This is a genomic window from Dorea sp. AM10-31 (genome assembly GCF_003435815.1).
In the GTDB taxonomy this organism is placed as follows: domain Bacteria; phylum Bacillota; class Clostridia; order Lachnospirales; family Lachnospiraceae; genus Dorea_D; species Dorea_D hominis.
The window spans coordinates 70757-87314 of the sequence record NZ_QTUV01000007.1; the positions used below are offsets into that span (position 1 = coordinate 70757).

12 protein-coding genes are annotated in these 16558 nt (G+C 41.2%); all 12 read left to right on the forward strand.

Features of this window, described 5'->3' with window-relative positions; genetic code table 11:
• The first annotated feature begins 52 nt into the window (after positions 1-52).
• The 12 genes from DW125_RS10740 (at position 53) to DW125_RS10805 (ending at position 16523) form a co-directional block, all read left to right on the forward strand.
• The gene (locus tag DW125_RS10740; protein ID WP_117538122.1) at positions 53-1450 is read left to right on the forward strand and encodes an MFS transporter; all 1398 of its coding nucleotides are present in this window, start codon (positions 53-55) and stop codon (positions 1448-1450) included.
• 293 nt (positions 1451-1743) lie between these two features.
• On the forward strand, positions 1744-2544 hold the full coding sequence (locus DW125_RS10745) for a helix-turn-helix transcriptional regulator (RefSeq protein ID WP_117538123.1): 801 nt from the start codon (positions 1744-1746) through the stop codon (positions 2542-2544).
• Positions 2545-3377: 833 nt separating this feature from the next.
• Complete coding sequence (gene uvrB / locus DW125_RS10760) at positions 3378-5450, forward strand: excinuclease ABC subunit UvrB (protein ID WP_117538124.1); 2073 nt, start codon at positions 3378-3380, stop codon at positions 5448-5450.
• An 83-nt stretch (positions 5451-5533) separates the two neighbouring features.
• Entirely contained in the window at positions 5534-8374 is a 2841-nt protein-coding gene (uvrA, locus tag DW125_RS10765; protein ID WP_117538125.1) for an excinuclease ABC subunit UvrA, read from the forward strand.
• 129 nt (positions 8375-8503) lie between these two features.
• Entirely contained in the window at positions 8504-9493 is a 990-nt protein-coding gene (locus DW125_RS10770) for a rod shape-determining protein (protein ID WP_021861648.1), read from the forward strand.
• A gap of 23 nt (positions 9494-9516) precedes the next feature.
• Positions 9517-11721 (forward strand): SF1B family DNA helicase RecD2, encoded by a 2205-nt coding sequence (gene recD2 / locus DW125_RS10775; protein ID WP_117538126.1) that lies wholly within the window; start codon positions 9517-9519, stop codon positions 11719-11721.
• Entirely contained in the window at positions 11714-12466 is a 753-nt protein-coding gene (locus DW125_RS10780; protein ID WP_021861646.1) for a ComF family protein, read from the forward strand. The genes recD2 and DW125_RS10780 overlap by 8 nt, the downstream gene beginning before the upstream one ends.
• A 57-nt stretch (positions 12467-12523) precedes the next feature.
• On the forward strand, positions 12524-12919 hold the full coding sequence (locus DW125_RS10785) for a hypothetical protein (protein WP_021861645.1): 396 nt from the start codon (positions 12524-12526) through the stop codon (positions 12917-12919).
• A gap of 1 nt (position 12920) precedes the next feature.
• Positions 12921-14060: a hypothetical protein gene (locus DW125_RS10790; RefSeq protein WP_021861644.1), complete on the forward strand. Its 1140-nt coding sequence runs from the start codon at positions 12921-12923 to the stop codon at positions 14058-14060.
• A gap of 32 nt (positions 14061-14092) precedes the next feature.
• On the forward strand, positions 14093-14977 hold the full coding sequence (cdaA, locus tag DW125_RS10795; protein ID WP_021861643.1) for a diadenylate cyclase CdaA: 885 nt from the start codon (positions 14093-14095) through the stop codon (positions 14975-14977).
• On the forward strand, positions 14955-16244 hold the full coding sequence (locus DW125_RS10800; protein ID WP_117538127.1) for a CdaR family protein: 1290 nt from the start codon (positions 14955-14957) through the stop codon (positions 16242-16244). The genes cdaA and DW125_RS10800 overlap by 23 nt, the downstream gene beginning before the upstream one ends.
• Before the next feature lie 15 nt (positions 16245-16259).
• Positions 16260-16523 carry an HPr family phosphocarrier protein gene (locus tag DW125_RS10805; protein ID WP_021861641.1) on the forward strand — a complete coding sequence of 88 codons (264 nt, stop codon included), beginning with the start codon at positions 16260-16262 and terminating at the stop codon, positions 16521-16523.
• Positions 16524-16558: the final 35 nt, after the last annotated feature.

The window sequence follows — 16558 nt, forward strand, 5'->3', positions numbered from 1 at the left end:
AAACAAGGAAAGCGATTCTAAGTGCGATGAAGATGAGGAGCAAAGAAATTCGATGGAAGAAAAAAAGTATTTGAAATGGTATAACAAAATTGGATATGGATCAGGCGATATTGCAGGTAATGTAGTCTATGCGTTCCTGACATCTTTTATGATGGTCTATTTGACGGACTCAGTAGGACTTGCTGCAGGTGTCGTAGGTACCCTGATTGCCGTATCAAAACTATTTGATGGTTTTACGGATATATTTTTTGGATCAATGATTGACAAAACACACAGTAAAATGGGGAAAGCGAAGCCATGGATGCTATACGGATACATTGGTTGTGCCATTACGCTGGTCTGCTGCTTTGCAGTACCAGTCAGCTTTGGAATAACGGCTAAATACGCATGGTTCTTTATTTCTTATACACTGTTAAATGGTGTGTTTTATACAGCAAACAATATTGCTTACTCAGCACTTACGTCACTGATTACAAAGAACAGCAAAGAGCGTGTGCAAATGGGATCTTACCGTTTTATTTTTGCATTTTCAACAAGTCTTCTGATTCAGGCGATTACAGTTGGATTTGTAGATAAATGTGGTGGAGATGCTGCGGCATGGAGAACGGTTGCTATTATCTATGCAATCATTGGTCTTGCCGTAAATACGATTTCAGCACTTTCTGTTAAGGAACTTCCTGAGGAAGAACTTAACGAAGGAGAAGTAAAGGATGATAATGAAAAGTACGGAATGGTACAGGCATTCAAGCTTCTTGTTAAAAACAAATATTACATGATGATTTGTGGAACATATATTTTACAGCAGTTATATGGTGCCATGATTGGAGCTGGCATTTATTACATGACATGGGTACTGAAAAATAAGAATTTGTTTGGACAATTTGCATGGGCAGTAAATATTCCACTGATCATTGCCCTGCTTTTCACACCGACATTAGTTGGTAAGTGGAAAGGTATGTATAAACTGAACTTAAGAGGTTATATCTTAGCAGTCATCGGTAGAGCACTTGTTGTTGTTGCAGGATATATGGGCAGTGTTCCGCTGATGATGGCATTTACAGCTCTTGCAGCTTTAGGTCAGGGACCATGGCAGGGAGATATGAATGCAGTTATCGCATCCTGCTCTGAGTACACTTATCTTACACAGGGAAAGAGAATTGACGGAACGATGTACTCTTGTACTTCTCTTGGCGTAAAAATCGGTGGAGGTATTGGAACTGCTGTTGCTGGATGGCTGCTTGAGTTCAGTGGATATATCGGAACAAATGCAACTCAGCCGCAGTCTGCACTTGATATGATGCAGTTTATGTATCTGTGGCTTCCGTTAATCTTTGATGTATTGATTATGTTTGTACTTTCAAGAATGAATGTAGAAGATGCAAATAAAAAACTGAAAGCAGAAAAAGGAATTGCTGCAGATGAAGTAACAGATGCATCAGACATAAATTAGAATTGACAGGAGAAAGCGTTGTCTGGTCATTGCTCGATGAGACAGTGCTTTTTTCTATATATAAAGTGATTGAACTGTATTTTGAAAATAAAAAAGGACCACTTCATTTTTGTGAAATGGCCTTAAGAAAATATTCAGTGTAGAATACTAAAAGGTCATTCAGATATTTTTTTAGGTTGCTCATTTGCAATTCCTCCTTTTCTCATTTACAAGTTGATTATAAGATGGGTGTAAAAGGATTGCTTGCTAAATCGAAAGAAGATATAGACAAATGTTGCAAAGGGGAGTATTTCATGCAGTTAAAATATGTTGACACAAAAGAGGAAATCATAGCAATAAATAGGAAATCAAAACATATTGAACCACATCTTCATAATGCACTGGAGATCGTTTGTGTAACAAGTGGAGCATTAGAAATTGGTGTCGGACAGGAACTATACCATATGGAAAAAGGAGATATAGGCTTTGTATTTCCAGATGTTATTCATCACTATCAGGTACTGACACCCGGTGTAAATAAAGCGACTTATCTGATTGCATCGCCATTTACGATAGCAAAATTTGCAGATATCATGCAATCCATGGCTCCTGAATACCCAATCATCAAAGCGGAAAAGGTTGAACCGGAGGTATATAGGGTTATAAATGCAATTTTAGAGACAGAACAGTCGGATATTACTGTTGCTCAGGCATATCTTCAAATTGTGTTGGCACGCTGCATAGGAAAATTAAATTTGGTAGAAAAGAGTAATGTGGGGAGCAACGATCTTATTTACCAGACAGTTTCCTATATATCAGCAAATTTTAAGAAGAAATTTTCGCTGGAAAAGATGGCAAAAGATCTGGGGGTGAGCAAATATGTTTTATCCAGACTCTTTTCCAAAACATTCCATAGAAACTTTAATCAATATCTTAACGATGCAAGGCTGAACTATGCATGCCATCGTTTGGAAAATACGAGTGATTCTATTACAAACATTTGTCTGGATAGTGGATTTGAAAGTCAGAGAACATTTAACCGTGTATTTAAAGAAAGATATAAAATATCACCGAGTGATTATCGGAGTATTTGTGTGAAAGAGATGTTGTCATAAAAGGTTCTGTTGATAGAAATATTTACTTTGATTTCACAGTACTATGTATTTGATTTTATGTGTGGATGATATAATATAAAAATATTTGTAGAAAATAGAGCTTTATTTTATTATGAAAAGAGCAAGGTGTATTCTAAAGAAACAAGAAAGGCAGGGCGCATATGAACATGAGAGGGACTTGATGTGCCAGAAGAACATTTTTACACCAGCGCATTAGAAATACTATAAAGACTTGTTGAAATCCTTGGATTTGCCTGATATTCATTTTCACCAGTTGAGAAATACCTATGCAACTATTTTGCTGAAGAATAGCTTTAATTCAAAAGGTGTTTCGCATTTATTGAAGAAGTTATTCCAAAAGAGCGGAAAGATCAGTATTATGATTATTCAGAAGTGATTGAAATAGACTTAATCCTGGAGGAATATTTCAACGCAGCATGATAAAAAATAGAATAGTAGTAAGATAGAAAAGTACAAATGAGAATCGAACATTTGTACTTTTTTCTTACCTTCATCTATATACTTTCAAAAAAATGTCTGATATAATAGGGAATGTTACAAGAACAAACAGTAAAAATATGACAGAACCGGAGCCTGGTATCATCAGGTATTTCCGAGTGCTGTTTTATCCGCAAATATGAATTTTGTGACTTTTATTCGTAACGAGGTGAGAAACACATCTATTCACCATAAAATAAGCTTTTCGTTACGAATCTGGATACGAATTTTTGGCTGATAATGATCATAGTAAAAAAGTTCACAGAACTTTTTCAATCGCATAAATGCGATTAAAAGTCACATCTTATTGAACATTAGTAGTTCAATAAGCATGAATGGAGGGAGTTACCATGAATGCAGAAAAAGGACATTCGCAATCCGCTGACAATAGGCAGCTACTTGCTCATAAAAGCAGCCCGCAGGACGGACATGCTTTTAAATTAAAAGCCCCATATAAGCCAACCGGAGACCAGCCACAGGCGATAGCAGAGCTTGTAAAAGGGTTCAAGGAAGGCAATCAATGCCAGACTTTACTAGGGGTTACGGGTTCTGGAAAAACTTTTACGATGGCAAATGTGATTCAGCAATTACAGAAGCCGACGCTTGTCATCGCTCATAATAAAACACTTGCAGCTCAGTTATACGGAGAGTTCAAGGAGATGTTCCCCGATAACGCAGTGGAATATTTTGTCTCCTACTATGATTATTACCAGCCAGAAGCCTACGTTCCGTCATCCGACACTTACATTGCGAAGGATTCTTCTGTAAATGAAGAGATTGATAAATTAAGACTGTCGGCAACAGCGGCGTTGATCGAACGGAGAGATGTAATCGTAATTGCCAGTGTATCCTGTATTTATGGTTTGGGCGAACCGGAGAACTTTGAGCAGATGATGGTATCATTAAGACCGGGAATGGAGAAAGACCGGGATGAAGTACTGCGTCAGCTGATAGATATTCAATATGACAGAAATGATATGGATTTCAAGCGTGGAACGTTTCGTGTGCGGGGAGATACAGTAGAGATTGTGCCGGCAGACCGTGGGGATACTGCAATCAGAGTTGAGTTTTTCGGGGATGAGATCGATCGGATTTCAGAGATTGATATGCTTACCGGTGAGATTAAAAATACATTGAATCACATTGCAATATTTCCGGCTTCTCATTATGTCGTTCCAAAGGAACGTATGGAGAAAGCAATTCATGATATTGAGCTTGAATTGGAAAGCCAGGTGAAATATTTCAAAGGCGAAGGAAAGCTTCTGGAAGCACAACGTATTGCGGAACGGACAAATTTTGATATTGAGATGATGAGGGAGACTGGCTTCTGTTCCGGAATTGAAAACTATTCCAGACATCTGGCAGGACTGCTTCCGGGACAGCCGCCGAATACGCTGCTGAATTATTTCCCGGACGATTTTGTAATGATGATTGATGAGTCGCATAAGACAGTTCCGCAGATTGGTGGAATGTATCATGGAGACCAGTCGAGAAAACGTACCCTGGTGGAATATGGTTTCCGTCTGCCATCGGCACTGGATAACCGTCCGCTTAGTTTTGATGAATTTGAAAATAAGATTGACCAGGTACTTTTTGTTTCGGCTACGCCAGGCACTTACGAAGAAGAGCATGAACTTCTCCGGGCAGAGCAGGTAATCCGTCCGACCGGGCTTCTGGATCCGGAGATTGTAGTGCGTCCGGTAGAAGGACAGATTGATGATCTGATTGGTGAAGTGAATAAAGAGATCGCAAAAAAGAATAAAGTACTGATTACAACACTTACGAAACGAATGGCAGAGGATCTGACCGATTATATGCGGGAAGTAGGCATCCGTGTAAGATATTTACATTCGGATATTGATACGCTGGAGCGTACAGAGATTGTCCGTGATATGCGACTGGATGTCTTCGATGTGCTTGTCGGAATCAATCTTTTGCGTGAAGGTTTGGATATTCCGGAGATTACACTTGTGGCAATTCTTGACGCGGATAAAGAAGGATTCTTACGTTCAGAGACGTCACTGGTACAGACGATCGGCCGTGCTGCGCGTAATGTGGAAGGACATGTTATCATGTATGCGGATACGATCACGGAATCTATGCAGAAAGCGATGGATGAGACGTCAAGGAGACGTGAAATCCAGATGAAATATAATGAAGAACATGGAATCACACCAAAGACGATACAGAAGAGCGTCCGTGATCTGATCAGTATTTCAAAGAAAGTTGCTGCATCTGAGATGAAGATGGAAAAAGATCCGGAGTCTATGAGTGCAAAGGAACTGGAGAAGCTGATCGCAGATGTGACAAAGCAGATGAAGAAAGCGGCAGCAGAGCTGAATTTCGAAGCGGCAGCAGAGTTGCGTGATAAATTAATAGAATTAAAGAAGCTACAGAAGGAAGAATAAAGAAAAATGGCAGATAAAAAGCCAGATAGAATAAAAAATGCAGCAGTTGCAGAAACAATTAAAATAAAGGGGCATAAAAAACGGTGGATAGAAAAGAGAACAATCGATATATAAGAATACGGGGAGCCAATGAGCATAATCTGAAGAATGTAGATTTGGATATTCCAAGAGATAAACTGGTTGTCCTTACAGGACTTAGTGGTTCGGGAAAGTCTTCTTTGGCGTTCGATACCATTTATGCGGAAGGACAGAGACGATACATGGAATCGCTGTCTTCTTATGCAAGACAGTTTTTGGGACAGATGGAAAAACCGGACGTAGAGAGCATTGAGGGACTTTCACCAGCAATTTCTATTGACCAGAAATCTACGAACCGGAATCCGAGATCTACGGTTGGAACGGTAACGGAGATTTATGATTATTTCCGATTATTATATGCAAGAATCGGAATCCCGCATTGTCCAAAGTGTGGAAGAGAGATCAGAAGACAGACGGTCGATCAAATGGTAGACCAGATTATGGCACTTCCGGAACGGACGAAGATCCAGCTTCTTGCGCCTGTAGTCCGTGGCAGAAAAGGACGCCATGAGAAACTTTTAGACCGTGCAAAGAAGAGTGGATATGTCCGTGTGCGGATTGACGGGAATCTGTATGAACTCTCGGAAGAGATCAAATTAGATAAGAATATCAAACATAACATTGAAATTGTCGTAGACCGTCTCGTTGTAAAACCTGGAATCGAAAAACGACTGACAGATTCGGTGGAGAATGTGTTACACCTGGCAGAGGGCCTGATGATGGTAGATATTATTGACGGAGAAACGATGAATTTCAGTCAGAGCTTTTCATGTCCGGATTGCGGAATCAGTATTGATGAGATCGAACCAAGAAGCTTTTCTTTCAATAATCCGTTTGGTGCGTGCCCGGAATGTTTCGGACTGGGTTATAAAATGGAATTTGATGAAGATCTGATGATTCCGGATAAGAAACTGAGCATCGCCGAAGGTGCGATTACGGTACTGGGATGGCAGTCGTGTACCGATAAGAAGAGTTTTACCTATGCGATTCTCGATGCTTTAAGCAAGGAGTACAAATTTTCACTGGATACACCTTTTGAGGAATATCCGAAAAAAATCCACGATATATTGATCCATGGAACGGATGGAAAAGAAGTGAAAGTCTATTACAAAGGTCAGCGTGGAGAAGGTGTGTATGATGTCGCTTTCGAAGGGCTGCTCCGCAACGTGGAACGCAGATACCGAGAGACGGGTTCCCAGACAATGAAAGCAGAATATGAAGAATTCATGAGGATTACGCCGTGCAGTGCCTGCAAAGGGCAGAGGCTAAAACCGGAAGCGCTGGCAGTAACTGTCGGAGGATGCAATATTGCCGAACTGACAGACCTCTCTATTGAAAAACTGCATCAGTTCCTGGAAACATTGGAATTAGACAAACAGCAGATGTTGATCGGGGGACAGATTTTAAAGGAAATCCGTGCAAGAATCCGATTTCTTCTGGATGTTGGGCTGGATTATCTGACACTTGGAAGAGCAACCGGTTCGTTATCCGGAGGGGAAGCGCAGAGAATCCGGCTTGCAACACAGATCGGTTCCGGCCTGGTAGGTGTGGCATATATTCTGGATGAGCCGAGCATCGGACTTCATCAGAGAGATAATGATAAATTATTAAATACGCTGAAACATCTGCGTGATCTGGGCAATTCAGTTCTTGTAGTAGAGCATGATGAAGATACAATGCGGGAAGCAGATTATATTGTTGATATTGGACCGGGAGCGGGAGAACATGGTGGAAAAGTTGTAGCAGAGGGAACTGCTGAAGAAATCATGGCGAATCCGGATTCGATAACAGGAGCATATTTAAGTGGCAAGAAGAAGATACCGGTGCCGGAAGTGCGGGAGAAGCCATCAGGCTGGCTGAAAATTACCGATGCAGAAGAGAACAATTTAAAAGGGATCGATGTGGAGATTCCGCTTGGCATTATGACTTGTGTAACCGGTGTCTCAGGTTCGGGGAAAAGTTCTCTTGTAAATGAAATTTTATATAAAAGACTTGCCAGGGATTTGAACCGTGCCAGAACAATTCCGGGAAAGCACAAGAATATTGAAGGACTGGAACAGCTTGACAAAGTAATTGCCATTGACCAGTCTCCAATTGGGCGTACACCGAGGTCAAATCCTGCCACGTATACCGGCGTCTTTGATCTGATCCGTGATCTTTTTGCGTCAACAGCGGATGCCAAAGCAAGAGGCTATAAAAAAGGAAGATTCAGTTTCAATGTGAAGGGCGGACGATGTGAAGCCTGCAGTGGAGACGGTATTTTAAAAATAGAGATGCATTTCCTGCCAGACGTATATGTGCCTTGTGAAGTTTGTCACGGAAAGAGGTATAACAGAGAAACTCTGGAGGTAAAATACAAGGGTAAGAGTATTTATGATGTGCTGAATATGACGGTGGAAGAAGCATTGCATTTTTTTGAAAATGTACCAAGTATCCGCAGAAAAATGGAAACTCTGTACGATGTAGGACTTTCTTATATCCGCTTGGGACAGCCTTCGACACAGCTCTCGGGAGGAGAAGCGCAGAGAATCAAACTTGCAACAGAACTGAGTAAGAGAAGTACAGGAAAGACCATCTATATTCTGGATGAACCGACAACCGGACTGCATTTTGCAGATGTGCACAAACTTACGGAAATTTTGCGCAGACTTTCCGCAGATGGAAATACCGTTCTTGTGATCGAACATAATCTGGATGTTATTAAGACTGCGGATTATATCATTGATATGGGCCCGGAAGGCGGAGATAAGGGCGGAACTGTTATTGCGCAGGGAACACCGGAACAGGTGGCTGACAATCCGGTTTCCTACACAGGCAGATATATCCGACAGGTGTTAGATAAATAATAGTTCCATTCGACAGGATACACGTTTGCTTCACAAATAATTAAGGAAAAAGGGCTTTCTATTTTAGAGGAATTTGATTATAATGATACATGCATGAAAACCAGATGCAGAAATGAAAGGGGATTGAACATGTCGGTCGATATTGGGATTGATTTAGGCACTGCCAGTGTTCTGGTATATGTAAAAGGAAAGGGAGTTATCTTAAAAGAGCCATCTGTTGTGGCTTTTGACAGAGATTCAAATATAATAAGAGCGATCGGAGAAGAAGCAAGACTGATGCTCGGGAGAACACCGGGAAACGTTGTAGCGATCCGTCCGCTGCGCCATGGTGTGATTTCAGATTATACTGTGACGGAAAAGATGATCAAATATTTTGTACAGAAAGCAATGGGAAAGCGTTCATTTAAAAAGCCACGTATCAGTATCTGTGTACCAAGCGGTGTGACAGAAGTGGAGCGTAAAGCGGTAGAAGAAGCTACTTATGCGGCAGGTGCGAGAGATGTGAAACTGATCGAGGAACCGGTTGCGGCAGCGATTGGTGCCGGAATTGACATTTCCAAGCCATGTGGCACATTACTCGTAGATATCGGTGGAGGAACAACAGATGTAGCTGTGATCTCTCTGGGGGGAACAGTTGTGAGTGCCTCACTGAAACTTGCAGGAGATGATTTTGATGAAGCCATTGTCCGTTACATGAAGAAAAAACACAATCTTCTGATTGGTGAACGAACAGCAGAAGATATTAAGATTAAGATCGGAACGACCTATCAGATGATGGAAGACGAAGTGATGGAAGTGAAAGGCCGTAATCTTGTAACCGGATTACCAAAAGTCGTAACAATTTCTTCGTCGGAGACGGAGCAGGCATTAAGGGAGACAACGGGACAGATCGTAGAATCAATTATGAACGTATTGGAGAGAACTCCGCCGGAGCTGTCAGCAGATATTTTGGAGCGTGGCATTGTTCTGACCGGTGGAGGAGCAATGCTCCGCGGGCTGGAAGAGCTGATTGAAGAGCGTACCGGTATTAATACAATGACTGCTGATGAACCGATGCAGGTAGTTGCTATTGGAACCGGACAGTATGTTGAATTTATGAGTGGACAGAAAGAATATTAAAATACAAATACGAAGAAGCACATATGGAAGAGATAAAAGGTTATGTAGAACACATTGTATACCGGAATGAAGAAAATGGTTATACAGTTTTTAATTTAAATAATGAAGATGGTGAACTGACCTGTGTAGGAAAGTTTCATTATATAGAAGAAGGCGAACTTCTGGAGCTTGAAGGCGAATATACGGTACATAAGCTGTATGGAACACAGCTTCAGGTATCGGCTTCACGAGTATGTGCGCCGGAAGATCTGATTTCCATTGAGAGATATCTTGGCTCAGGCGCAATTAAAGGCGTGGGAGCGGCACTTGCGGGACGTATTGTCAAGAAGTTTAAGGAAGAGACATTCCGGATCATTGAAGAAGAGCCGGAACGTCTGGCAGAAGTCAAGGGAATCAGCGAGCGGAAGGCAAGAGAGATTGCTGTTCAGGTAGAAGAGAAAAAAGAAATGCGGGAGGCAATGATCTACCTGCAGAATTATGGAATATCTACGACTCTTGCAGCAAAGATTTATCAGCATTACGGGCAGAATGTTTACCGTGTGATAGAAAATAATCCATATCAGATTGCAGATCATGTGCCGGGTGTTGGCTTTAAAACTGCTGATGAGATCGCATCAAAAGTTGGAATCCATACAGATTCCGATTTCCGGATCCGCAGCGGTATTTTTTATACTTTGCAGGAAAGTGTCATGGAAGGACATATTTACCTGCATAAGAAGGAACTGCTGTATCGCGCGGGCGAACTGCTTGGCGTACGAATTACAGATCTGGAGCCATATCTGATGGATCTTTCTATGGAAAAGAAAATCGTTGTAAAAGAAGACAGAATCTATGCTTCGCATTATTATTATATGGAACTGAATACAGCAAAGATGCTGCATGATCTGAATACAAGGGATGAAATTGCAGATGTAGTCCTTCTCCACCGCATTCATGAAATTGAAAAAAATACAGGGATGCAGTTGGATGAAATGCAGCAAAAAGCGGTCATGGAGGCGGCGAGAAACGGGATTATGGTGCTGACCGGAGGCCCGGGTACAGGAAAGACAACAACCATCAATGCAATGATTCATTTTTTTGAAAGCGAAGGAATGGAGATTGCGCTGGCTGCGCCTACCGGACGTGCTGCAAAAAGAATGACAGAGACAACCGGATATGAGGCACAGACGATTCATCGTTTGCTGGAAGTGAATGGAAATCCGGAGGAGGAAGACACCCCATCCGGATTTGGAAGAAATGCGGAGAATCCGCTGGAAACAGATGCAATTATCATAGATGAGATGTCGATGGTGGATCTGCCACTGATGTATGCACTGCTTGGTGCGATTGTTCCGGGAACCCGTCTGATCCTTGTGGGTGACCGGAATCAGCTTCCAAGTGTAGGTCCGGGAAGTGTCTTAAAAGACATTATAGCTTCGAAATGTTTTCCGGTCGTTATGCTGACAAAGATTTTCAGACAGGCGGGAGAAAGCGATATTGTAGTGAATGCGCATAAGATCAATCAGGGAGAACCGATTGTACTGGATAATAAGAGTATGGATTTTTTCTTCCTGAAAAGACAGGATCCGAATGTGATCATTAGTATTGCAATTACACTTGTCCAACAGAAGATGCCCAAATATGTACACGCAAAACCATATGATATCCAGGTCCTGACACCGATGCGCAAAGGTCTTCTTGGAGTGGAACGGCTGAATCGGATTTTACAGGAATATCTGAATCCGTCACAGAAGAATAAAAAGGAAAAAGAATATGGAGAACGGCTTTTCCGTGAAGGTGATAAAGTTATGCAGATTAAAAATAATTATCAACTGGAATGGGAAGTATCTACAAAATATGGAATGACCATAGACAAAGGGCAGGGCGTTTTTAATGGAGATACCGGAATTATCCGTGAGATTAATACATACGAAGAAACTGTGACGGTAGAGTTTGATGAACAGCGGAAAGTCAAATATCCGTATCAGCTGTTAGATGAACTGGAACTTGCATATGCAATCACGATTCATAAAGCGCAGGGAAGTGAATATCCGGCGGTTGTCATTCCGCTTTTGCAGGGACCAAGACAACTTTATACGAGAAATCTTTTGTATACAGCAGTGACACGGGCAAAACAATGTGTGACACTTGTGGGGAGTGAAACCGTATTTCAGGAAATGATTCGTAATACACACGAACAGAACAGGAATACGAGCCTGGCAGAACGAATCCAGGAGTTTATTGATTAAGAATAAAGACAGCAATAGTAAAGCAGATAATAAAGAAAAAATATGGAAGTGGCTGTTAAAACTTTTATGGCCGGAGAGGTGTCCATTCTGCATGAGGGCATACAGAACGGGGATCTGCCCTGAATGCCAGAAGAAGCTTAAGCCACTTTTTGTGACTGAACCAAGATGTGTACAGTGCGGAAAGCCACTGCATGTATCTGAAAAAGAATACTGCTATGACTGTGCAGAGGGACAGCACTATTTTGATGCCGGAAGTGCAGTGTGGGTGCATAAAGAACCGGTGAGCAATTCTATATATCAATTTAAATATCATAATCAAAGAGCATTCGCTAAAGAATACGCAAAAGTACTGGTCGGACAATTTGAAAAAGAGATCCGAAGATGGAATCCGGATGTACTCATACCGGTTCCGTTACATAAAAAGAGAAAAAAGAAGAGAGGCTATAATCAGGCAGAACTTCTTGCTGCAGAGATCGGCAGACTTATGAACCTGCCTGTGGAAACAGATCTTGTAGTCCGCACAAAGAATACAAAGCCACAAAAAAACCAGGGACACAGAGGAAGAAAGCAGAACCTGAAACAGGCATTTGGACTAAAATACCGCTTCCGGAAAGGCTGTACGATTGTTGTTGTAGATGATATTTATACAACCGGAAATACGATCGATGCAGTATCATTTCTGCTGAAAAAAGCAGGCGCTGAAAAAGTCTATTTTTTAACTATAAGTATTGGACAAGGATACTGATATTTGTTATACTTAAAATGATGTTTAAAAGTAGAAAATAGAAGTTTGAGGTGGATTATGTTAGATAGAAGCAAAGTGAAGTTGATGACAAAACTTGCTTTATATGAACAGACACAGGGAAAAGAAGATTTTAAGATCAGTGAATACTATAGAAAAGATTATGTCGGCTTACATTCAATCTGCTCATTTTTGTGGGTTACGGTTGGATATATCTGTGTGTGGATGCTGATACTGTTGGCGGGATTTGACCTGATCGTAGGTCATATGTCATTGCTGTTAATGCTCATTATGATGCTTGTTGCAGTAGTAGGATATGTTGTGATACTGGCGATATATGCCGGTGTGACAAGCCATGTGTATAATCAGAAACATAAGGATGCAAGACAGAGAGTGAAGATGTATAATCATGATCTGATAAAACTGCTTAAACTGTATGAAAAGGAGAAACAATAATATGGATAATCTGTTTGTAATACGAGAAAAAATGCGGGAACTGTATGCAGCACATTCCAGAGTATTCGATAAGGGAATACAATTTGTGCTCGCACTGGTGACGTTTTATCTGATCAATGGTAATGTCGGCTTTATGAAAGCGGCGGCATCACCGGTAGCAACGCTGGCTCTTGCTGTGATCTGTACATTCTTCCCGATGATCATCACGGTACTTCTTGCTACAGCGCTGATTCTGGTACATATGTTTGCAGCATCCGTTTCGGCACTGGCAGTTACAGCGTTGATTTTTCTTGTTATGTATATTTTTTATTTACGCCTGACACCGAAAATGGCAATTGTAGTATTGCTGACACCAATCGCATTTGCGTTCAATATTCCATACATTATTCCAATCGCATTAGGTCTGGTTGCAACACCGATCAGTCTGGTAGCTGTAATTTGTGGAACGATTGTATATTATATGATGGCATATGTGAAGAAAGCAGCTCCGGGAATGGAAAGTTCCGGGAAAGCAAAAATGATGACAGAGATTACTGCTTATGTAAAGCAGGTGTTTCAGAATAAGGAAATGTGGATTGCAATTGCAGCATTTATCATCTGTTTGTTCCTTGTATATACGATTCACCGTCAGGCGGCAGATCATGCATGGAAGATTGCAATTGCTGCCGGAGCAGTAGCGAATATTATCGTGATTGCAATCGGAGATGTGGCACTGGGAGTTCATACTTCTTATGTAGGTTTGATCTTTGGCAATATATTTGCGGTGATCATTGGACTGATTCTTGAATTGTTTTTCTTCTCTGTGGATTATGCAAAAAGTGAGAATTTGCAATATGAAGATGACGAATACTATTATTATGTAAAAGCAGTTCCGAAGCTTTCAGTGGCAACACCGGAGAAGACCGTAAAACGGATCAATGAAAGACATGGAACGGAGATCATGGATACAAATAAGATCCGCAAGAACAGACAGCCTAAGAATGACAGAGCTGAAAAAGTACATCCGAATCAGAGGCAGAGCAATCAGGGACGGAAGAGACCGACAGCTAAAAAAGGTCCTTCTGCAAAGAAACATGATATTGATGAAGTAAATAAACTGCTTTTGACACAGAGTTTGAAAAAAGATCTTAATATGAAATAAAGAATGCGATAAAAAAAGAAGGAGGTGACAGAATGGAACAGCGTATTTCTCATTTTTTGCAGAAATATGTAACAGAGGTGTATTTTCCTAATATAAGGATTACAGATATTGTAGAAGTATTGATTCTTACATTTCTGATCTATCAGTTGATGATCTGGGTAAAGAATACAAAGGCATGGATGCTGATGAAAGGAATCCTTGTGCTGGCTGTGTTTATTCTTGTTGCCGCAATTTTCCAGATGCATACGATTTTGTTCCTTGCCAAGAACGCAGTTACGGTTATGGCGACGGCAGCAGTTGTCGTTTTCCAGCCGGAACTTCGTAGAGCTTTGGAAAAGCTGGGAGAAAAAAGTGTACTTTCTTCTATGGTTCCGTTTGATACGACAAGAGACAGAGTGCGGTTCAGCGAGGATACGATCACAAGTATTGTAGAAGCTTCTTATAGTATGGGAAGTGTGAAGACAGGTGCGCTGATCGTAGTAGAGCAGGCAATCCGTCTGACAGAGTACGAGAGTACAGGAATTCATTTGGACTGCCTGATTTCCAAACAGGTTCTGGAACAGATTTTTGAACATAATACACCACTTCATGACGGTGCGATTATTGTGCGTGGAGACAGAATTGTGTCGGCAACCTGTTATCTGCCGTTGTCGGACAACATGGAACTTAGCAAAGATCTGGGAACAAGACATCGTGCAGCTGTGGGGATGAGCGAAGTCAGTGATGCAGTGATCATTGTTGTTTCTGAGGAAACAGGTGCTGTTTCAGTTGCGCACAGTGGAAAACTTCTTCGTGATATTACACGAGAGGAATTAAGAGCGAGTCTGGAACAGATCCAGAACCGCAAGGTGGAGTCCGGTAAATGGTATTCTTTGCGGAAAGGAAGGCGTAAGAATGAGAACAAGACTGTCGAATAATTTTAGTCTTAAGATATTAGCCTTTCTGGCTGCAGGTTTGTTGTGGCTTATAGTGGTTAATATTGATGATCCGATCATGGATCAGAATTTCAGTAACATTCCTGTAACAGTGATCAATACAGAAGTGCTTGCTTCAGAGGATTCTCCAAAGACGTATCAGATTCTGGATGATACACAGAATGTTACAGTTACGGTAAAGGCAAAACGTTCTGTTTTGAGTAAATTAAGTGCAAATGATATCACTGCTGTTGCTGATATGAAGGAACTTACATTGGAGACACAGATACCGATTGAAGTTACGGTGAAAAATTATAAAGTAGCGGATGCATATGCGACACCACGCAATATGCAGGTGAAACTGGAAGATGAGGAGACAAAGAAATTCCCAATCGTTCCAAAGACAACAGGTACGGTACGTGATGGATATGTTTTAGGACAGATTGAGGCTATGCCGGAGAAAGTATCGATCCGTGGACCGAAATCCGTAATTGATAAGATCAGTAAAGTAGAAGCTACAGTCAGTGTGTCTGGTTTATCCAAGACATCAACGCTGGAATCTGAGCTGAAACTATATGATGAAGATAACAATGAGATTGACCAGAATCTCTTGAGCAATAATCTTGGTACAGAAGGTGTAGACATTCACGTTGAACTGCTTCGTACAAAAAACGTACCGTTGAATTTTGACACTTCAGCGATCCAGGCAGCAAATGGTTATGAATTTTCAAATATTAAATACGAACCGAAAGAGATCAGTGTGTCAGGAGATGTTGATAAGCTTCAGCAGCTATCAGAGATTCAGATTCCGGCGTCAGCGCTGGCAATGGAAAATCTGAAAGAAAAGACAGAAAAGGTTATAGATGTTTCGGAGTATCTTCCGGATGGAATCGTACTGGCTGATGAGAATGCAAATTCTGTGGCAGTAACGATCCTGATAGAAAAGGACGGAACAAAATCTTTCGAAATATCAGTAGGTTCTGTATCGGTTCTGAATCTTGACAGTGATTTGTCTATCAATTATGAATCCGCAGATGCACTGGATATTCAGATTCGTGGACCGGAAGATGCGCTCAATAAGATAGATATCGATGAAAGTGTAAGTATTGATCTGGCAAAATATACGGAACCCGGAACTTATAATGTTCCAATTCAGGTATCACTTCCGGAACATTGTACGTTGGAGAAGAGTATGAGCATTAAAGTAGTGCTTGAAAATAAAGCGAAGGCGAATGTCAAGGACGAAGAAAAAACGAAAGAAAACAATTAAGAGAAAGGCAACAATATGTTAAAGCAGGAAGTAACGATCAGTAATCCGACGGGGCTTCATCTGAGACCTGCGGGGGTATTCTGTAATACGGCGAGCTATTATAACTGCAAAGTGCTGTTTCAACATGAAGAGACAGTAGCAAATGCAAAAAGTGTGCTGAGTGTGCTTGGAGCATGTATAAAAAAAGGGGATAAGATTGTCTTAATCTGCGACGGCGAAGACGAAGCTGATGCAATGAAAGCGATGGTCAGCGCTGTAGAAGACGGATTGGGAGAGTAAAAGTAAAAACAGTTTTTCCAACAGGAAAAACTGTT

Excerpts from the sequence above, each read along its gene's own strand:
- DW125_RS10740 (WP_117538122.1), top strand. The coding sequence starts at position 53 with ATGGAAGAAAAAAAGTATTTGAAATGGTATAACAAAATTGGATATGGA.
- DW125_RS10745 (WP_117538123.1), top strand. The coding sequence starts at position 1,744 with ATGCAGTTAAAATATGTTGACACAAAAGAGGAAATCATAGCAATAAAT.
- uvrB (WP_117538124.1), top strand. The coding sequence starts at position 3,378 with ATGGAGGGAGTTACCATGAATGCAGAAAAAGGACATTCGCAATCCGCT.
- DW125_RS10770 (WP_021861648.1), top strand. The coding sequence starts at position 8,504 with ATGTCGGTCGATATTGGGATTGATTTAGGCACTGCCAGTGTTCTGGTA.
- recD2 (WP_117538126.1), top strand. The coding sequence starts at position 9,517 with ATGGAAGAGATAAAAGGTTATGTAGAACACATTGTATACCGGAATGAA.
- DW125_RS10785 (WP_021861645.1), top strand. The coding sequence starts at position 12,524 with ATGTTAGATAGAAGCAAAGTGAAGTTGATGACAAAACTTGCTTTATAT.
- DW125_RS10790 (WP_021861644.1), top strand. The coding sequence starts at position 12,921 with ATGGATAATCTGTTTGTAATACGAGAAAAAATGCGGGAACTGTATGCA.
- cdaA (WP_021861643.1), top strand. The coding sequence starts at position 14,093 with ATGGAACAGCGTATTTCTCATTTTTTGCAGAAATATGTAACAGAGGTG.
- DW125_RS10800 (WP_117538127.1), top strand. The coding sequence starts at position 14,955 with ATGAGAACAAGACTGTCGAATAATTTTAGTCTTAAGATATTAGCCTTT.
- DW125_RS10805 (WP_021861641.1), top strand. The coding sequence starts at position 16,260 with ATGTTAAAGCAGGAAGTAACGATCAGTAATCCGACGGGGCTTCATCTG.